We start from the raw sequence: 17,322 nt of genomic DNA, 5'->3' as shown, positions 1-17,322 counted from the left end.
TCTCTCAGGTCGGACTCGATACAGAAGAACGACATTGATGAAGAACGAGTTAGTTAATTTCAGAAAAACTAAAATCATTTGTACGATCGGGCCCGCGACTGCGGACAAAAAAATGATTCAGGCTTTGGCGGAAGCAGGAATGAATATCGCCAGATTGAACATGTCGCACGGAAATCATGAATTTCATCGCTCCGTGATTCGAGCGATTAAATCTTTGAATAAAGACGTTCTCAAGCATCCGATCGCCATTCTTCTGGATACCCAAGGTCCTGAAATTAGGACGGGGGACCTGCAAGTGGACCACCTGGACCTGAAAGTGGGAGAGTCTTTTACCTTTCATATTATTCCCGGAGAAGAATCGGAAGAACAATCCGTATTCGTAAATTATAGGGATATAGTTAAGGATTTAAAAATCGGAGACCGGGTAACCGTCGATAACGGCCTTATCAATCTCGTCGTGGAAGAGATTCAGGAGACGGCTTTGAAATGCAAGGTCGTGGATGGAGGTAAGTTAGGTTCAAGAAAACATATCAACTTGCCCGGTATTCGAGTCAATCTTCCTTCCATTACTCAAAAGGATCATAAGGATATTCTCTTCGGTTTGGAAGAGGATGTGGATTTTATCGCCCTTTCGTTCGTTCGTTCGGCCGAAGATATTCACCAGCTCCGGAAAATTATCGAAGAGAATAACGGACATTCTGCGATCGTAGCGAAAATCGAGGATCAGGAAGCGGTCAGAAATATGGTCGAGATCGTGGAAGCTTCCGATGGAGTGATGGTGGCTAGGGGAGATTTAGGGGTTGAGTTGCCTATCGAAGAACTGCCTATCATACAGCGCTCTATCGTCAGAGAGTGCGCGATCAAAGGTAAGAGAGTGATTGTGGCCACTCACTTATTGGAATCGATGATCAATAATCCTTCTCCCACTAGAGCCGAGGTTACGGATGTCGCGAACGCGGTCTTCGAAGAGGCGGATGCAATCATGCTTTCCGGAGAGACTGCTGCCGGTAAATTTCCGGTTCGTTGCGTGGATATGCTTCATAAGATCGCCGAGAGAGTTGAGAATGCTCCCGGTCTAGGTTATGTGCAGGAGAGAATTCCTTCTAATAAGAAAGAGGAAATGGCGAAATCAGCTGCCATGCTTTCGGATTCCATTAAATGTCCCGCTATCATAGTGATTACTCGAAGAGGGACGACAGCTTTGAATGTGGCTTCTTTCCATCCTAGACACCCTTTGATTTACGCTTTTACGAATATGACAACGGTTCGAAGAAAGCTTTGGCTGACTCGAAGCGTTATTCCGTATCGCATCGATTTTTCGAGTGATCCGGAGAAGACGATTAAGTTGGCGATTGAGACTTTGAAGGCGAGCGGTAGAGTGAAGGATGGGGATCAGGTGGTGATTCTGTCCGATATTATTGCGGGGGCGGACCGGGTGGAGACGATCCAAATCCGGGAAGTTAAATAAGTCAGGGTTTCAATTTTTGGAAGGAACTCCAGCAACTATTTAGGACTCGGAGTCCGGGTCCTGGAAAGCCTGTTGCTCTAAGAGTCCTAAAAGCCATTCTTTCAAGCCGAGGCTTTGAAATGCCTCTATTAGCATTCCCGTATAGCTGATCGAGGATTGCAATTTTTCGAAGTTTAAGCGTACTTGTAGCTTTTTAATCTGTAGATGAAGAAGTAATTCTTCTTTGCTCATCTCGGAAATAGGTTTCCAGGGCGTGTAATCTTCGCCGGAAAGAGGGTTTAGGGTGAAAACGCCTTTGGGCCCCTGTTTCTTTTCCTTGGACATGGTGAGGAGTTCCTTCTAAAAAACCTTAAGACTGTATCTTCTTGAAGGAAAGGAGTAGGGAAAAGAGAGAGAGGATTAGGCATAGGGCGCCCGTTGATAAGGCCGCAGGTAGAGGATCTCCGCCAAAAAGCCTTTGGATATAGATAAAAAAAGCGCTTAAGAACAATAGGCTGCTCAGCCCTATGAAAAAGAGACCGACTTTTAGGAATATATAAGCCTGGACGCCTGCAATGGCTTTCTCTACCGCTATTCTCTGAAAATAGAGGAATAGAGTTTCAAAATACTCGATAAACGAATTGATGAAGGCGAGAAGTTGCTCCTTTAGCTCGAAGTTCAAGAAGGAGGAACCAGATTGAGATTCTTTCGCCTCTTGAAAGGATTCTTGAGAATGGTTGTCTCTCGCCACTAAAAGTCCGCCGTTTATTTTCTACGTAATAATAGGCCGATTACTAATCCAATTCCAACGCCAACACCCAAGCCAATCAGAGTCGCTTTTTGAGGATTTTCCTTGATATACGTACCGGTTTGATCGATAATTTGCTTCGCTTTTTCGCTAGTTTCTCCGGTGACTTGTTTTAGCTTCTCTTTAAGATCTGATACGTGTTCCAAGTATTCCTCCCGAGCCTTGCCAGTTATTTTCTTGGCCTTATCTTTTAGTATTTGGAGTTCTTCGCTTAAATTATCTGCTTTAGACATAAGAGTTTCCTCCAATGACTTTTATGGTAGGAACCCCAGCCAATTTCAAGAATTTTCTAAGCAAAATCTTTGGATTATCGAAAATTGCTGTTCCTTTGCTTTGCTCCAAGGGAGAAATAGGTCGCTTAGAAAGGTCTAAACGTAATAATGGTGAAATCGGCATATAGATACGTTTTGCTTATGAAAAGCGTATCTATTCTCTCCTATGCGAAAGTCATTTCCATTTCTAAGTTCCCCAGGGGGATGGCATGAATTTTTTCTCTAAAATTGCAAGAATACGAAGAACTCAAAAACAGCGCATTTATAATAGGGCCTATCGCCAGGCTCTGAAGCATATGAAAAAGGAATTCAAGGCCGAAGCTGACAGGCATGTCCAGGCCGAGAAAGAACTTGAGAAATATTATCGAAAAGATGTTGATACCGAGGCGAAGAAGACTCGAAAGAAGATTCAAGAGTTAGAAAATTATAAACTTCTTTTGGAACGAAAGGAATTGGAAATTGAATCCAAATTAGCCTTTCTGAACGACCAACTACATAAAATCGAAGAGCTGAAAGCTAGAATGGATGGCGCCGTGAACCTGATGGCTCGGGCCGGTTCCCTTTCAAATGGTGCGATCGACGATGCCGAAAAAATTAAACAGGCTTTGAAAAAGGTGCTGTAGGCAATTTTACCGGACTTTGACTTCGTATGAACAATTCTCCGCGTCCCGTCACCGATGATGAATTAAGGAAGGAACTCCCCCTCGGATGGGAGGTAGCGGAGGTGTCCGGCATTAAAAAACTGAGAAAAACGTACGAATTAACAAAGTATTCCTCTGGTATAGATCTAGTTATCAAACTGGCCGGCTTAGCGGACACCATGGATCATCATCCCGATATTCTATTAGGGTATCGAGTTGTTAAGGTGGAAATATATACCCACACTATAGAAGGTATATCCGCACTTGACCTGCAGTTTGCGATTGCAGCAGAGAAAATTCACTTAAAAGAATAATCACTGCTTCGAAGAAATTTAGGCGATTTTAGGGTCGGAAGATTCTCGCCGCCTGTTTTCATAAACATCCTCCTTAACAAACTCCGTTATCCAAAGGTCTCGAACGAGTGTGTTCCTTTGCAGGCCGTACCGTAATGTTGCTTTTAATTGCCAAACGGTACTTACTTTATTAAGAGAGGAATTCAGCAAAAGAGCTTCTAATAGAAAAATGAATAAGTAGCACATGGATACCCCGTGGGAAAGTGCTAAACTTCTTAATTGCGCCCAATGCTCAGGCTTCGGTCTAAAGTTAATTTTAGTATAGTATTTTCGAGTCTTTGTTCCTAAAGAGGTTTGGTATTTTATATTCGGTGAGGATTTGTTAATTCGCAGTCTTGTTTTTAGAATGTGACTTTGAGTGGTTAGAGCTTTTTCGAGGAGTCGGGTTACTCCCTTTTTCCGAACCTCCTTCAGATACCGCGGAGGAATAATTAAGGTCGATACTTTACGATCTTTTGTGTATTTGCTTTTTAGGGAGATCTCATCGGAACTAGATTTATGATAGTTTAGCTTCGTCATGCAGTATACGGGTCCTGCAAAGCTAATTGTGCGGGTATTTTTTGGAGAGATTTAACTTTTTTAGAAAAGGAAGGAACTCCTAAGCACCGTAAACAATTATGTTTGTAGAAAAGAAAAGGAATCGTTATTCCAGATTAATCTGGAATAACGATACTTTCGAAATTATCAGTAAAACGGTAGCCGATTCCCCAAATGGTTTCAATCCATTCCGGTTGAGCGGAATTCTTTTCAAGTTTGGAGCGAATTCTCTTAATATGGGAATCTATCATTCTTTCGAATCCGTCCCATTCCATTCCCCAGACTGACTCGAGAATCATTTCTCGTGAAAATACTTTTCCTGGAGATGTAGCCATTAGTTGGAGGATATCAAATTCTTTTCTGGATATATTAATTACTTGGTCTTTAAGCGTTACACGCCTGCGGATTGGATCAATTTTTAGCGACCCTCTGATGATTTCTCCCCCGCTTCCAATATTAGGTTTAATTCCCGCCTTTTTGTCCCAGCGTCGAAAGAATACGTCCACTCTCGTTTTCAGTTCTCTCACGGAGAAGGGCTTGGTAATATAGTCGTCGGCTCCGAGTTCCAATCCCATGATTCGATCGATTTCTTCATTTCTTGCAGTAACGATAAAAATTGGTGTATTTTCATCGGATCGACGGACCGTTCTACAAACATCCATTCCATCAATATCCGGTAAGGAGAGGTCTAAAATCAGTAAATCCGGGTGGTTTGCCTTATAATATTTTAGGCCTTCTTCTCCTGAGGTCTGAATTGTCGTCCTATAATGAGCCGAATCCAGGGACTTTCGGATGAGATTGCCGATATCCGGATCGTCTTCGATTACGAGAATATTCTTCATAGGTGCCTCAGGAGTATTGGATGGGAAATTTAACCTCATTACAACACATTATTCGTAATAAAAATATTACATAGCAAAAAATGAATTTTTGATCGGTTGAGGAATGTAAAGGTCCTTAAAAAAACATGGAGCCCTTATTGTTTCTCCTCAAATTTTTATTGGACGAGAATAATTGTATTTCTAGTATTTTTGCCCTATAGGGGTATTTTTATGACCTCAATAGAAGGGTCCCAACAATTTATGAAAACAAGTCAGTCGTCTTATCCGAAATGCTGGGCCCTTATATCCATATCTCATCCGAATTTAGATACTCAGACTTTAACTCGAGAATTAGGTATCCGACCGGATCTTTCGGTAGGTAAAGGAGTTCCTTCTATTTCTGGTTCTTCGATCTCTGCTCCGGTATGGCAAATATATTCCAAAAAAGAAGCGAATGCGCCCTTGGAGGATCATATCTGGGAATTACTGGAAAGAATTTCACCTCGACGTAAGGAATTCCAAACCATTTGCGAAAAATATTCAGTCGTTTTATACTGTTCAGTAGAATATAATAATGGTGGTTTAGAGGAAACTTCCTTGAGTCCTAGGACTTTATTACTGATCGGGAACCTCGGGCTTACTTTGAGCTTTCACGCTTGGAGGATTCCAGAGAAAGGTCGCAGATTAGAGGATAAGGATTAATTCGTTTAGCGAAAAAGTTTGAATATATTTCCTAATCGGAAGAGATGGTTTGGACAGAATAAAAACTCGATTCTTTTCCCGAAGATCCAATGCAAATTTCATCAACTTTTCAATGACCGAGAAGGGAAGAGTTTCGAATTTTCCCATCTCCAATTTTACATGTCTGTTCGTTTCATAGAATGCCATAGCAAGGACAGATCGTAGCTCGCTTAAAATTTCATCATTTATGCCTGCTTCGGTAGGTTCAATTTCTACTACTTTTGCTTTTTTTCGTATTTCAAAGTGGCGGTATTTGCGAACTTGTTCCATTAGGAGTTCCTTCCCCTGAATTTTCATTCCGTTTAAAATAAGTGCGACAATAATTTTTAAATCTAAATATGAATCTAATAAACCTGCAAACTCTAATCTTACGATCGAAATTTCTCCAATCTGTTCGCAAATTTTTTACGGAAAGGGAATTCCTGGAAATAGATACACCTGCTTTAAAGAGAGTTGGTGGGATGGAGCCATATTTGGATCCCTTCGGCGTCTTATCACCTAGTATGGAGGAAAAAGGATATTTGATAACGTCGCCGGAATATTCTTTAAAACAGGCGCTCTCACTTGGAGTTAAAAAGGTATATGAAATAGCTCATACTTTCCGGTCAGGAGAAAGAGGGAGTTCCTACCATACTGCCGAATTCCTGATGCTGGAGTTTTATCAATCTAATGTCAGGTTGGAAGGTGCGATGGATCTCATATTTGAGCTCATTTCCGATGTCTCATATGAGATCGGTAAACCGATTATTCAACCTAAGATCAACCGCTGGAAGGTGAAGGAACTCCTTACCCAATTTGCCCGGTTAGACGATTGGAATCGAAATTCCCTAGAGAAGAAAATTAGGGAGTTAAAATTGACGGGGTTGGATTTAAATGAACTTACTTATGAGGATTGTTTTTATCTCGTTTTTTTGAACTTAGTGGAACCGAAACTCCCTTCCGAGTTTACTTTCATATATGATTATCCACCGGAGATGGCCGCGTTGTCTAAAATCGAAGATGGATGTGCAAAACGCTTTGAATTGTACTTCGGAAATATAGAACTCTCGAATTCATTCTATGAGTTGCAGGATGTAGAGGAGCAGCGAAAGAGATTCTCGGAAGAGCAGCGTCTAAGGCAAAAATTGGGGAAGGAAGTCTTTCCCATGAACAAGGAGTTTTTGTTCGCCCTGGAAAGGGGCATTCCCGAATGCACGGGGGTGTCGATCGGATTGGATCGACTCTTTATGGTGATTTTAGGCTTAAATTCACTGGAAGAAGTAAGTCCGTATTGGAATCAGATTTAAAAATCGTAAGATTTTTCGAGAGGCTTGAATTAAGAATCCATCTATCAGCGTTCGATAATTAAGGAAGGTGCTAAACTTTTGGTTGCATGTAATGTTGACGGATTTATATTACGGACCTGTCGACCAAAAACGGGCATCCGACGGTTCGGGCGAGAAAGTTAACCTTAGAATAACGGGCGGAAAGAATGGCCAAAAAACAGACATATTACGTCACTATTAAGGGGAAAAAGTTCGATCGAGGCCTGATCGAACTTGCGGAGAGTTCTACTTCCGGTAAGAGAGACGGAAGAATTTCTGTTAGCGACGCTAAAAAGCTGTTAAACGCCGTTAAAGATAACAATACATATACGGATATTGAAAAGAAAACCATGGAGTATATCCGTGAGAATTATAAATTCACGGATAAGGCAGATGAATGGTTCCGGACGGAAATTAGAAAATGGGCCGCAGAGAAATCTTCTCATTCAAACAAGAGTGCCAGTGAAGAATATACCACCCAGGACGAGGCTATCAGCTTGGTAGTTCCACACGATTCCGATTTAAGTGAGAAAAGCTATTCAGGCTATATTCCTACACCTTCAGCGGGAAAATCTAAGAAGAATAGTGCGATTCCTGTGTTGATCCTTTCCTTAGTGATCCTGGTGGGTTTTGGAGTAGGAATCTATTATGCCTTCAAGAGGAGTGTTACGGAATCCCAAAGTAACGAAGCTCTAAAACAACCGGAAAATTCCCAAAGAGAAAGCGAGAAGAAGGAGCCTTCTATTAAGAAGGAAGAAAGTTCCGTATCCGAAAAGAAAAAGGAAGATACGGATGAGGGAGGAATCTTCGGGCTTTTTTCGAAGAAATATGAGCCTGCCGTCCTTTTCGGAAGGGACGAGGAAATTGCAAAAAGAGTCCAGCAATCGGATCTAATTTTTGCGAAGAATGATATAACAGTCCATTCCGATTCCAGAAAAGTCCTGGATCAATTGTCATCTTTACTCAAACGGCATCCGGATCTTAAGGCCGTTTTGACAGGTCATGCATCTTTGGAAGGAACCGAGCCGGTGAACCTACGGGTCTCACAGCTAAGAGCGGAAATGGTTCGAGATTATCTCCTAGGAAATGGGATCGAGCCTAACCGCTTGGTTTTGGAAGCCAAAGGTTCTTCCGAGCTGGGGGCGGAGGCCTCCAAAGACGGCAAAAATCGAAGAGTTAATATCCGAATCGTTAAGTGAATCCGAAAATTCCATTCCGGAATTTTCCACTTTGGTCTATACCTATTACTTCGACTAAGTCGGATGGTCTTCCTACCAACTTTCCAAGCGGATGAATTGGTAAACAAATATTCCGTATTTCTAAAAATGTCCTTTTGGCGGAAAAATCCTATACAAAGGCCCTAGGTCCGGGGACGATGAAATCATCATCGGAGATGACACAGATGGCATTTGATATAGATATGATTCGTGCCCGGTATGAAAAACTCGGGTCCTTGGTTAAGAAGGCTAGAGAGACGGTAGGCCGACCTCTCACCTTGACCGAAAAAATTCTCTATTCTCACTTATGGCAGGGAGTTCCTACGGAGAATTACGATAGGGGAAAATCTTACGTAGACTTTGCACCGGATAGAGTGGCGATGCAGGATGCAACAGCCCAAATGGCCTTGCTTCAATTCATGTCCGCAGGAAGAAGTAAAGTTGCAGTTCCTTCCACAGTTCACTGCGACCATTTGATTACTGCAAAAGAGGGATCCAGCAAGGACTTAAATACCGCATCTAGCGAAAACAAAGAAGTCTATGATTTTCTTTCCTCCGTATCCAATAAATACGGAATCGGATTTTGGAAACCTGGGGCCGGAATCATTCACCAAGTAGTTTTAGAGAATTATGCGTTCCCAGGTGGAATGATGATCGGAACCGATTCTCACACGGTAAATGCGGGTGGATTAGGAATGGTGGCAATCGGAGTGGGCGGAGCAGACGCCTGTGACGTGATGGCCGGACTCCCCTGGGAATTGAAATGGCCCAAACTGATCGGAGTCAAATTAACCGGAAAATTAAACGGTTGGACTTCTGCAAAAGACGTAATCCTTAAAGTTGCCGGGATCCTGACCGTTAAGGGAGGAACCGGAGCCATCGTAGAATATTTCGGAGAGGGAGCGTCCTCTCTCTCCTGTACGGGAAAAGGAACGATCTGCAATATGGGTGCGGAGATCGGAGCTACTACTTCCACATTCGGTTATGATGAATCGATGGAAAGATATCTGAAATCCACCGGACGTGCGGATGTCGCTGATTTGGCTAATGGAATCAAGGAGCATCTGAATGCGGATCCGGAAGTCTATGCAAATCCGGATAAATTTTTCGACCAAGTCATTGAAATCAACCTTTCGGAGTTGGAGCCTCACTTAAACGGACCTTTTACTCCCGACTTAGCGACTCCTTTGTCTAAAATGAAGGAAGAGGCTAAGAAGAATGGATGGCCTACGAAAGTAGAAGTGGGGCTCATCGGATCCTGCACAAATTCTTCTTATGAAGACATCGCTCGCGCGGCCTCTCTGGCCAATCAAGCAGCGGAAAAATCCCTAACTCCTAAAGCCGAATTTACGATTACTCCCGGATCGGAACTGGTAAGATTCACGATCGAAAGAGACGGATATATTAAAGTTTTTGAAAAGATCGGAGCCAAGGTATTCGCGAATGCTTGCGGTCCTTGTATCGGAATGTGGTCCAGGGTAGGGGCAGAGAAGAAGGAGAAGAATACGATCGTCCATTCTTTCAACCGAAACTTCCAGTCGCGAAATGACGGAAACCCGAATACATACGCTTTCGTAGGATCTCCAGAACTAGTAACCGCTTTAGCGATTGCCGGGGACTTAACCTTCGATCCGAACTCCGATACCCTGATCAACGATAAGGGAGAGAAGGTGAAATTGGATCCTCCGAACGGAGATGAATTGCCTAAGAAAGGATTCGATGTGGAAGACCCGGGCTATCAGGCTCCGGCTGCCGATGGATCAGGAGTCCAGGTGGTCGTGAATCCGACTTCCAACCGTCTTCAGTTACTTGCTCCATTTGCAAAATGGGAAGGAACCGACTTAAAAGGTTTGAACCTTCTGATCAAAGCGAAGGGAAAATGTACTACAGACCATATATCTATGGCTGGTCCTTGGTTGAAGTTCCGGGGACATTTGGACAATATCTCTAACAATCTCCTCATCGGAGCCACCAATGCATTTAACTCTAAGACGAATAGTGTGAAAAATCAGCTGGACGCTTCTTATGATGAGGTGCCTAAGGTCCAGCGAGCTTATAAGGCCAAAGGAATCGGGTCCATAGTCGTGGGTGATGAAAACTACGGAGAAGGATCTTCCCGGGAACATGCCGCTATGGAGCCTAGACATCTAGGTGTGAGAGCGGTTCTCGTAAAATCTTTCGCTCGTATCCACGAAACGAACCTGAAGAAACAAGGTATGCTTGCCCTCACATTCTCCGATAAGGCGGATTATGATAAGATCCAAGAAGACGACAAAATCGATATTCTGGGTCTTACTGGTTTCCAAGAAGGAACTCCTCTGACTTTAGTCCTGAATCATAAGGACGGAAGTAAGGACGAATTCAAGGTAAATCACACCTATAATGCTCAGCAGATTGAATGGTTTAAGGCCGGAAGCGCTTTAAATCTGATCGGAAGCAGAAAGTAGACAGTATTTGCTCGGTAGAAGGAGACTTCTGCCGAGCTATCTAACTTACTTAGATTCCGGTTTCAGGCCTTTATGAAGTAGTCGAACCATTTCTCGAATGGTCGCTTTTATCTCCGGTTCCGGGATCTTATAAACGACCTGAGCCATAAATCCAAGGGCGAATGTGAGAGAAGAAATTCCGAAGGCCACGGATTTTAAATCCGCTTTCGAATCGATTTCCCCCGCCTTTTTAAATTTCTCCAACTCCTGAATCATTTCCGGGATAGCCTTAGCGTAAATTCTAGTCTGGATAATCCGACTAACATCCGGATCTAAGATGATTCTACTGACCGCAACCTTCATAAAGTCTGAGTAATGTTTAAAATCGGAGCATTTATCGGAAATGGATTGTGTGAGAGCTTCGTCTAGGTGGGAATAATCTTTTGTTTCCTTCTCCAAAGATTCTTCAGATGTCTTGCCCAAGTCATCGGTTCGAGTTAGGATAGCTTCTAAGAGTCCTTTTTTCCCTCCGAAATATCTCATGATCAAGGCTTCATTTGCTCCGGCGGACTTGGCGATATCCTTTGTGGTAGCGGCGTCGTATCCCTTTTTGGCAAAGACCTGGATCCCGGCTTTCATTAGAGCTCGTTCGGTGGCCGCCCGGTCCCTCTTTTTTGGATCTTTAGAGGAGGTTCCAGAAGTCGTCCGTTTTTGGGTCTTCTGTTTCCTGATCTTCTTTTTCGGAGTTTTGCTCATCCTTTGGCCTATATTGGATGTATCCCGACCGACGACTAATCAGCCAAGCGGATTTTTATTTTTAAGAAACTTCTTTCCTGTTGCCCCATTATGGGGTTTACGGGAAAAGGTAAATAAGTAAGTAAATAATTACTTATACTTTCTTATTTTATGACCTCGTTCGGATCCGTTTCATCTGATTCTCTTCCAAAAAAAAGGGAACCTTTTTCCAATTTTTTGAACCGCTTTTCTCAATTTGTAATTCGAAGAGAAGGCGATAGAATATTTGTTTTTGTACTGATTTTGTTAAACGCAGTCTTCCTTCTCCCCGGAATAGGGGATGAGGCGCTTCTCCCTCAAGGAGACGAAACGATGCATATCGCTACGATTCGGGAAAGCCTTGCGTCTTCTTCTTATCTTTTTCCGAAATTTGAAGGCGTTTTGAATTTATATAAGCCACCCGCATTATTTTGGCTGGGCATGCTTTCCGATTCGATTTTCGGAATCGGATTCTTCGGAGAAAGATTCCCTTCTTTTCTATTGTTTCTAGGCGTCTCTCTCCTAATCTATCTTGGCTTGAGGAGGGCAAAAACGCCCCCGATTTACGCCTTCGGATTAGCTCTGGCTTATACCTTAACTCTGGGTGTCTTTAAGTTTGCGAGATTAGCGATGATGGAATCTTTGCTGGCATTCTTCATTACCGCGATCTCCGTCTTGATTTTGGAATTCAGATTATCGGGAAGAAAAGTTTGGTTAGGATTAGGAGGGCTTTTATCCGGAATCGCCATTCTCATTAAAGGGCCATTATTTCAGATATATAGCGGAGCCTTATTAGTCTCTTTTTCCTGTTTTAGCATTTTCTTGATTTCCAAATCGGGTATTTGGACAGGTAGAAGGAGAATCTGGAAGGAACTCCAGCATCATTTGCTCTTCCATATTTCCTCTCTTATCATTCCGGGAATTTGGATTCTAGTTTTACTTTCCTTTTCGAATTTGGGGAAAGAATTCCTACGAATATTTTTCTTCACGGAAAACCTGGGAAAATTCTCCTCCGCAACGGCTAACCAAGCGGAGTGGATCATTCCCGTAGGATTTCTACTTTATAGTTTTCCATTTTCTTTGGCCCTGGCCTTTGCTTTTTTATCCGGCCTGTTTCGTAAATCTAGGAATTTCAGATCGACGATGGGGAGTTCCTTCCTCTGGGCCATTGTATCGATTGCAATTGTGCATATTTCTCCGAATAGAAAGGATTTCTATTATCTTCTCCCATTGATTCCAGTTTCCTTCCTGGCTATCGGCCTTTCTTTTTCAGGTAAGAAGAATACTTCGGATGGAATTCGCATTCGCAATTGGTTGTCCTGGAATTTTATCTTTTCTTTTACAATCGCTCTCATTCTTTGCATCGGAATGTTCGCTTTTGGACTATTCCTTGATCGACTATCGTGGATGGAACCGGTATTCTTGCTGCTTTTGGTAATCCTGGTCTTTTTCGTCCGCTCCAGGATGCGAAAAGAGGATGGAGTTCCTACCATCATCTATTCAGGGAATTTATGGATCGCGGTATTCCTTCTTGTTTATTTGCAATTTTCCGTTCTCCCTCGCTTGAGTCTAAGCGAAGTTCCAGACCACGGACCTATTCTTTCCGCAAAGCAAATCTGCGTGGTCTCCGAGAACCCCTGGACAGCATGGACTTTCCGGAATGCCCTTCCCGGAATCGATATTGCCCATTCCATTCCTGGTGCGGAACGGAATTGTATAGACGGAAGAAGGCATCTGATCGTCTTCGATCCGAATTTTACCCGTAAAGAGGAATACCGTCTCATACAAACGCAATTTGTTTGGAAGAGGAACCTGAATGGGAAGGAACTCCTCAGCCCTTCGAAAGGTAAAGATCAGATTTATTTTTATGAGCCGATTAGGAATTTCGATTCCGGAGCTCCGGAGCAACCATGAAGTTAATTTCCTGGAAATCATTGTTTCCTTATCTGCCTATCTTTCTTCTAGGACTGGCGGTTGGTACATTTATCGCTTTTAAATATTCTCGCGGTTCCATTCAGGAAAGTTCCGGAATGGAATGGGAAGGTAAGGAAATCTGTTTAGATTATTGCGATAACCTTGCGAAATGCACGAAGAAGGATCTACCTTCCACCTCGGAAGACCAATTATATAAGATAGAAAACGCCTGTTTAAGAGGATGTAGAAAGCATTTCGATAAAATGCAGGTCTGCTTACAGCCTGAGAAAATGGCCAGTTGTTCCGAACTTACGTCCTGCCTTTTCGGCGAACTAAAGAAATATTATTGATTTATAATATTCATTTATTCTCTTTCCAGAATCTGTTCACTTTTTTCACGTAATCTTGCGTTTCTTTATACGGTGGGATCCCGTCATATTTTTGAACCGCTCCGGGGCCTGCATTATAGGCGGCGAGGGCAAGATTCGTATCTCCGAATTTTTTCATCAGGTCTCCCAAAAATTTGGTTCCTCCTGCGATATTCTCCTCCGGATCGAAAGGATTATCGACTCCTAAAAGATCGGCCGTCCCCGGCATCAATTGCATAAGCCCCATTGCTCCCTTGGAGGAAACGGCGGAGGGTTTAAAGCCGGATTCCGCGCGGATGACCGATTTTACTAGATTCGGGTCTAAATGGTTTTTGGAGGATTCTTTACGTATGATTTCGGAGAGAGCCTGGGAGTTCGGAATATTCTCCTCCATGGTTAGCTCCTGGAATTTCGCATCCAACTGATCTTTGAAATTCGGAAGTTCCTTAGAATTCTCATTCTTGGCTACCTCAGAAATTCCCTTATTTCTGGGCTCGAACCTGTCCGTAATACCTTGGATTTCCTCGATTCTCATACTGATTCTTTGGAATGCGTCCAGATCCGATAGCTTCATCTTTCCTCGGAGGAGTTCCTTCCTAAACCGAAAGTATTAATTCCTCTATTATGTCTCTCGGAAAGAGCTCGCTTCTCCTGAAGTCTTTTTTCGAGCTTTTCCGACCGGATTTAAAGGGTTTCTTGAAAAAAGGCCCTATCTCGAGAACGATGGGTGCCGTGATCGAAATAGAAATAGTCACAACACCTAGGCTCACCGCTTTCCCGGTATTCCTCGCATTCAGTAGAGGTTATTTCGAGGAAGAGGGCGTGCTCGTCAGAGTCCGCGTATTAAAGAGTTATGAAGCTGTGCTCGCTCATCTTCGGGAAGGAAGAGCGGAAGCGGGAGAGATTCCTTTTACTGCCTGGGTGGATCAACAGCTTCGGAAGACCTCTCCTCACTGGACTTTTTATCGAGGAACCATCTTATCCTGTTTAGTTCACGGGTTTTATTCCGCTTCCTATATGGAAGCTGAATCGATTCGCGATTCCTATCATAGTTTTCTTCCGGTTCTTCATCCTTATTCCTTGGATCGATTCGTGGCCGAGGAATTTTTCCGTTCCGAGAATTACCATCGTCGCAAACCTGTCCCGTATCTTACGACTCGTCCTACATTATTAACTCATGAATTCATTCGCGCCGAATGTCTAGGCGTCGCGGCTTCCCTACAAGAGTTCCCATTCTTCGGGGAGAAGGGTTACTGCCTCACCGTCGAGAATGAGATTCCTCCGTTTTATCTTCCTACGAATATGTTGGTCTTCACCGGACGTTTCGCTTCCAGATATCCCGAAGAAGCCAATCGGGTTTCCCGTGCCTTAAAAAAAGCCATGGAGGATCTCGCCAATCATGTCGCCTACGAAGGAGACTCCTACGTCGCGGATTGGGTCGGGCCCTGTCCTTGGAGACCTAGCGAACTGGACGGATTCTATCGTCGTCCCGTTTCGGAATTGGGAAGGATTCTTTCGGGCATGCCTTCTCTGGACGACGTCCGCTTCGTCATGGAAATATACGGTAAAACATTTCCGGGAAAGGAAGGTGGAAATAAGATCCTAGAAAATCTGGCTCATTCCGTCGCGGACAATCCTTTTCCGAAGTTTCCGCAGTCCATTCCCCAAGCCAATGATAAGAGCTATAGAACTTACTATTCCAAGCCTAACTCCCTGCTCAGTGGAAACGTTAAGGATGCGGCTCCTCTACGTAGCCTCGTAACGGATCTGAAGGAACTCGCCCTCGGACTTTTTTCGGGCAGAAGAGAAGTGACCTTGGATACTCAATTGCCCAAGAGTCCGTATCTATTCATCCGATCCACGGTAAACGGAATATTAGATTATTTAAATCAAGAAATGAGAGATATTGAAGAGAAGAATAAACGACTCTCCGAAGATAATTATCTACTCGAAACCCGGTTGGATATCAGCGATCTCAAGCGACAGACCACGGAAGAACGCTACAGATACATGTTCGAATTCGCCACAGACGCAATGATCATAGTGAATTCGGATACTCGTATGATTGTCGATGCCAATCGTAGATTCAGGGAGGTCTCGGGATACCAGACTTCCGAAATCAAGAATATCCGTTTGGCTCGGGTTCTTCCGGATATATTGGAGCAAACCGAACTCAAATCTCCCGGAGGAAAGGATGAGAATATGACCTTCATTCCGGAAGCGTCTCTGATCTTGAAAGACGGGACCCGCTTTTCCGTGGGCTTGAGCGTTACCGGGTTCAGCGCCGAAACCAAACGATTTTATCAGATCCAAGTCAGCGACAACGCTTTGATATTGGAATCGGAAAAGATCAAACACGAATTCATTTCGAATATTTCCCATGAGCTTCGTTCTCCTATGACCAATATCCAGGGGTATTTCGATCTTCTGCTTGCGGATCCGATTCTGACCCTGAACAACGAGCAAAAGGAAATGGCGGACGTGATTCGTAAGAATGTGCGCCGTCTGAATTTTCTAATCGATAATCTTCTTCAATTGGAGAAGAAGGACTCCCAAAATTCGGAGGAGATGGAGGAAATCTTCGATCCGGTTACTGTAGTCGAAGAGGTTCTCTATATCAATTCTCCTCCCGCAGCGGAGAAGGGTTTGTCGGTGGTGATGGATTTATCCACCGGCTTGAAATTAAAGGGAGTTCGTTTCGAGTTCTCTCAAATCGTCACGAACTTCTTCGTGAATGCGGTGAAATATACGGAAAAAGGTACAGTCGAAGTTTCCGTGAAGAAGATTCCGGGAAAGAAAGTCGAAATCCGATTCACGGACTCGGGCATAGGTATCGATCCTAAATACAAAGAATTGATTTTCGAGCGTTTCTTTCGCGTTCCCGATCAGAGAAATCGTACCGTGGGAGGAACCGGGTTGGGATTATCCATCAGCCGAGCTTTAATCAATAAGATGGGCGGGGACGTGGTCTTGGAGCCGAATCAAAAAGGTGGAAGTATTTTCCGGGTCATTTTACCTTTGTATTCGGAATGAATCGAAAGCGACTAACTCTTTTACTGGTTTTTGTTTTTCTCTGCGCATTTGCCTTATATCTCCTATTCGAATCATCCGAAGATAAGGAGAGTTCTAAATTCCAGGGAGGCCTTTCTCAAGAAACGCTTTTGAGAAAAGAGAACTCCGTTTTTGAAGGAGGCACCGGCTTCCTGGATTTTTCCGCTTCTGCCGAAGAAGAATCCGCCAATTCTTCTCAAACTCCGGAATCCTCTTCTTCTTCCAAACCCAAATCCTATTGGGAAAGCCTTTCCGAAGAGGATAAGGCCAAGCTTTACGAAAAGATGTACGAAAAGTACAAGCCTCTACTCGATAAATTTCCCAATAACTCTTTGATCCCTAAAAAGCTTTCCGAAGAAGAGCAGGCCAAGAAGAAAGAAGCGGAAGATCGTTACTATAGGATTCAAAGGGACATTCTGGAAAGAAAGGATGTTCCTAAAGAGGAGATGGGATTTTATTTGGATACTAAGCTGAAGCGCTCGGACGATATGACCGAGATTTTGAAGTACGGCTTGGAAACATATAGAAAGGCTTCTGAAAGCCAGGCCTTAAATCCCGAATTCGAGAGATTGATCCGGGAAAGATTGGAGAGTATCGAAAAGAGCAGGGAAGAAGTGCTTACCGCGAGAAAGGCTTTGAACCCTTAAA

At 43.5% G+C, this 17,322-nt stretch carries 19 protein-coding genes; 11 read left to right on the top strand and 8 right to left on the bottom strand.

The window, feature by feature from the left end; translation table 11 throughout:
- The first annotated feature begins 37 nt into the window (after nt 1-37).
- Complete coding sequence (gene pyk / locus LEP1GSC061_RS10900; RefSeq protein ID WP_016545515.1) at nt 38-1,468, top strand: pyruvate kinase; 1,431 nt, start codon at nt 38-40, stop codon at nt 1,466-1,468.
- A 39-nt stretch (nt 1,469-1,507) separates the two neighbouring features.
- Here the strand turns inward: pyk and LEP1GSC061_RS10895 are convergent, their stop codons facing one another.
- Genes LEP1GSC061_RS10895 through LEP1GSC061_RS10885 form a run of 3 tightly spaced genes read right to left on the bottom strand, consistent with a single transcriptional unit; the run spans nt 1,508 to nt 2,488 of the window.
- Complete coding sequence (locus LEP1GSC061_RS10895; protein WP_016545534.1) at nt 1,508-1,792, bottom strand: hypothetical protein; 285 nt, start codon at nt 1,790-1,792, stop codon at nt 1,508-1,510.
- A gap of 25 nt (nt 1,793-1,817) precedes the next feature.
- Nucleotides 1,818-2,198, bottom strand: a complete 381-nt coding sequence (locus tag LEP1GSC061_RS10890; protein WP_016545614.1) for an LBF_4227 family protein — start codon at nt 2,196-2,198, stop codon at nt 1,818-1,820.
- A 14-nt stretch (nt 2,199-2,212) separates the two neighbouring features.
- Nucleotides 2,213-2,488, bottom strand: coding sequence for a DUF883 family protein (locus LEP1GSC061_RS10885; protein WP_016545485.1), 276 nt, complete (start codon nt 2,486-2,488; stop codon nt 2,213-2,215).
- 248 nt (nt 2,489-2,736) lie between these two features.
- Here LEP1GSC061_RS10885 and LEP1GSC061_RS10880 point away from each other — a divergent pair, with 248 nt between their 5' ends.
- Both LEP1GSC061_RS10880 and LEP1GSC061_RS10875 read left to right on the top strand, forming a co-directional pair.
- Complete coding sequence (locus tag LEP1GSC061_RS10880) at nt 2,737-3,150, top strand: TraB/GumN family protein (protein WP_040508551.1); 414 nt, start codon at nt 2,737-2,739, stop codon at nt 3,148-3,150.
- A 26-nt stretch (nt 3,151-3,176) separates the two neighbouring features.
- A complete protein-coding gene (locus LEP1GSC061_RS10875) occupies nt 3,177-3,482 on the top strand; it encodes a 4a-hydroxytetrahydrobiopterin dehydratase (protein WP_040508550.1) in 306 nt (101 codons plus the stop codon).
- An 18-nt stretch (nt 3,483-3,500) separates the two neighbouring features.
- Here LEP1GSC061_RS10875 and LEP1GSC061_RS10870 read toward each other — a convergent pair whose 3' ends face one another.
- Both LEP1GSC061_RS10870 and LEP1GSC061_RS10865 read right to left on the bottom strand, forming a co-directional pair.
- Complete coding sequence (locus tag LEP1GSC061_RS10870; protein WP_016545734.1) at nt 3,501-4,040, bottom strand: DUF1564 family protein; 540 nt, start codon at nt 4,038-4,040, stop codon at nt 3,501-3,503.
- A gap of 134 nt (nt 4,041-4,174) precedes the next feature.
- On the bottom strand, nt 4,175-4,900 hold the full coding sequence (locus LEP1GSC061_RS10865; protein ID WP_016545487.1) for a response regulator transcription factor: 726 nt from the start codon (nt 4,898-4,900) through the stop codon (nt 4,175-4,177).
- Between the two features lie 240 nt (nt 4,901-5,140).
- Here LEP1GSC061_RS10865 and LEP1GSC061_RS10860 point away from each other — a divergent pair, with 240 nt between their 5' ends.
- Nucleotides 5,141-5,581: a DUF4279 domain-containing protein gene (locus LEP1GSC061_RS10860; protein ID WP_016545725.1), complete on the top strand. Its 441-nt coding sequence runs from the start codon at nt 5,141-5,143 to the stop codon at nt 5,579-5,581.
- Here LEP1GSC061_RS10860 and LEP1GSC061_RS10855 read toward each other — a convergent pair.
- Nucleotides 5,564-5,890: a hypothetical protein gene (locus LEP1GSC061_RS10855; RefSeq protein WP_040508549.1), complete on the bottom strand. Its 327-nt coding sequence runs from the start codon at nt 5,888-5,890 to the stop codon at nt 5,564-5,566. The two genes, LEP1GSC061_RS10860 and LEP1GSC061_RS10855, sit on opposite strands and share 18 nt — an antisense overlap.
- Before the next feature lie 68 nt (nt 5,891-5,958).
- On the opposite strand from LEP1GSC061_RS10855, the gene LEP1GSC061_RS10850 reads away from it, so the two are divergent.
- The 3 genes from LEP1GSC061_RS10850 to LEP1GSC061_RS10840 all read left to right on the top strand — a co-directional run bounded on the left by LEP1GSC061_RS10850 (nt 5,959) and on the right by LEP1GSC061_RS10840 (nt 10,588).
- Nucleotides 5,959-6,906 (top strand): amino acid--tRNA ligase-related protein, encoded by a 948-nt coding sequence (locus LEP1GSC061_RS10850; RefSeq protein WP_040508548.1) that lies wholly within the window; start codon nt 5,959-5,961, stop codon nt 6,904-6,906.
- A 185-nt stretch (nt 6,907-7,091) separates the two neighbouring features.
- Nucleotides 7,092-8,123 carry an OmpA family protein gene (locus LEP1GSC061_RS10845; protein ID WP_016545520.1) on the top strand — a complete coding sequence of 344 codons (1,032 nt, stop codon included), beginning with the start codon at nt 7,092-7,094 and terminating at the stop codon, nt 8,121-8,123.
- A 203-nt stretch (nt 8,124-8,326) separates the two neighbouring features.
- Entirely contained in the window at nt 8,327-10,588 is a 2,262-nt protein-coding gene (locus tag LEP1GSC061_RS10840) for an aconitate hydratase (RefSeq protein ID WP_016545446.1), read from the top strand.
- 45 nt (nt 10,589-10,633) lie between these two features.
- On the opposite strand, the gene LEP1GSC061_RS10835 is transcribed toward LEP1GSC061_RS10840, so the two are convergent.
- Nucleotides 10,634-11,323, bottom strand: coding sequence for a TetR/AcrR family transcriptional regulator (locus LEP1GSC061_RS10835; RefSeq protein ID WP_016545641.1), 690 nt, complete (start codon nt 11,321-11,323; stop codon nt 10,634-10,636).
- Between the two features lie 351 nt (nt 11,324-11,674).
- On the opposite strand from LEP1GSC061_RS10835, the gene LEP1GSC061_RS10830 reads away from it, so the two are divergent.
- Together LEP1GSC061_RS10830 and LEP1GSC061_RS10825 are read left to right on the top strand one after the other, a co-directional pair.
- Nucleotides 11,675-13,255 (top strand): ArnT family glycosyltransferase, encoded by a 1,581-nt coding sequence (locus tag LEP1GSC061_RS10830; RefSeq protein WP_232218432.1) that lies wholly within the window; start codon nt 11,675-11,677, stop codon nt 13,253-13,255.
- Nucleotides 13,252-13,605 carry a Cys-rich protein gene (locus LEP1GSC061_RS10825; protein ID WP_016545587.1) on the top strand — a complete coding sequence of 118 codons (354 nt, stop codon included), beginning with the start codon at nt 13,252-13,254 and terminating at the stop codon, nt 13,603-13,605. The genes LEP1GSC061_RS10830 and LEP1GSC061_RS10825 overlap by 4 nt, the downstream gene beginning before the upstream one ends.
- Nucleotides 13,606-13,615: 10 nt before the next feature.
- Here the strand turns inward: LEP1GSC061_RS10825 and LEP1GSC061_RS10820 are convergent, their stop codons facing one another.
- Nucleotides 13,616-14,197 (bottom strand): lytic transglycosylase domain-containing protein, encoded by a 582-nt coding sequence (locus LEP1GSC061_RS10820; RefSeq protein WP_016545517.1) that lies wholly within the window; start codon nt 14,195-14,197, stop codon nt 13,616-13,618.
- A 158-nt stretch (nt 14,198-14,355) separates the two neighbouring features.
- Here LEP1GSC061_RS10820 and LEP1GSC061_RS10815 point away from each other — a divergent pair, with 158 nt between their 5' ends.
- Nucleotides 14,356-16,656 carry a sensor histidine kinase gene (locus tag LEP1GSC061_RS10815; RefSeq protein WP_040508607.1) on the top strand — a complete coding sequence of 767 codons (2,301 nt, stop codon included), beginning with the start codon at nt 14,356-14,358 and terminating at the stop codon, nt 16,654-16,656.
- A complete protein-coding gene (locus LEP1GSC061_RS10810; RefSeq protein ID WP_016545727.1) occupies nt 16,653-17,321 on the top strand; it encodes an LIC_20245 family lipoprotein in 669 nt (222 codons plus the stop codon). Before LEP1GSC061_RS10815 ends, LEP1GSC061_RS10810 begins: the two co-directional genes overlap by 4 nt.
- Nucleotide 17,322: the final 1 nt, after the last annotated feature.

This window comes from Leptospira wolffii serovar Khorat str. Khorat-H2, from assembly GCF_000306115.2.
Lineage (GTDB): Bacteria > Spirochaetota > Leptospiria > Leptospirales > Leptospiraceae > Leptospira_B > Leptospira_B wolffii.
This window is presented reverse-complemented; position numbering and strand designations above follow the sequence as displayed.

Bases quoted from the DNA above. Each gene is read 5' to 3' on its own strand.
- pyk (WP_016545515.1), top strand. From the start codon at position 38: ATGAAGAACGAGTTAGTTAATTTCAGAAAAACTAAAATCATTTGTACG.
- LEP1GSC061_RS10895 (WP_016545534.1), bottom strand. From the start codon at position 1,792: ATGTCCAAGGAAAAGAAACAGGGGCCCAAAGGCGTTTTCACCCTAAAC.
- LEP1GSC061_RS10885 (WP_016545485.1), bottom strand. From the start codon at position 2,488: ATGTCTAAAGCAGATAATTTAAGCGAAGAACTCCAAATACTAAAAGAT.
- LEP1GSC061_RS10880 (WP_040508551.1), top strand. From the start codon at position 2,737: ATGAATTTTTTCTCTAAAATTGCAAGAATACGAAGAACTCAAAAACAG.
- LEP1GSC061_RS10875 (WP_040508550.1), top strand. From the start codon at position 3,177: ATGAACAATTCTCCGCGTCCCGTCACCGATGATGAATTAAGGAAGGAA.
- LEP1GSC061_RS10870 (WP_016545734.1), bottom strand. From the start codon at position 4,040: ATGACGAAGCTAAACTATCATAAATCTAGTTCCGATGAGATCTCCCTA.
- LEP1GSC061_RS10865 (WP_016545487.1), bottom strand. From the start codon at position 4,900: ATGAAGAATATTCTCGTAATCGAAGACGATCCGGATATCGGCAATCTC.
- LEP1GSC061_RS10860 (WP_016545725.1), top strand. From the start codon at position 5,141: ATGAAAACAAGTCAGTCGTCTTATCCGAAATGCTGGGCCCTTATATCC.
- LEP1GSC061_RS10855 (WP_040508549.1), bottom strand. From the start codon at position 5,890: ATGGAACAAGTTCGCAAATACCGCCACTTTGAAATACGAAAAAAAGCA.
- LEP1GSC061_RS10850 (WP_040508548.1), top strand. From the start codon at position 5,959: ATGAATCTAATAAACCTGCAAACTCTAATCTTACGATCGAAATTTCTC.
- LEP1GSC061_RS10845 (WP_016545520.1), top strand. From the start codon at position 7,092: ATGGCCAAAAAACAGACATATTACGTCACTATTAAGGGGAAAAAGTTC.
- LEP1GSC061_RS10840 (WP_016545446.1), top strand. From the start codon at position 8,327: ATGGCATTTGATATAGATATGATTCGTGCCCGGTATGAAAAACTCGGG.
- LEP1GSC061_RS10835 (WP_016545641.1), bottom strand. From the start codon at position 11,323: ATGAGCAAAACTCCGAAAAAGAAGATCAGGAAACAGAAGACCCAAAAA.
- LEP1GSC061_RS10830 (WP_232218432.1), top strand. From the start codon at position 11,675: ATGCATATCGCTACGATTCGGGAAAGCCTTGCGTCTTCTTCTTATCTT.
- LEP1GSC061_RS10825 (WP_016545587.1), top strand. From the start codon at position 13,252: ATGAAGTTAATTTCCTGGAAATCATTGTTTCCTTATCTGCCTATCTTT.
- LEP1GSC061_RS10820 (WP_016545517.1), bottom strand. From the start codon at position 14,197: ATGAAGCTATCGGATCTGGACGCATTCCAAAGAATCAGTATGAGAATC.
- LEP1GSC061_RS10810 (WP_016545727.1), top strand. From the start codon at position 16,653: ATGAATCGAAAGCGACTAACTCTTTTACTGGTTTTTGTTTTTCTCTGC.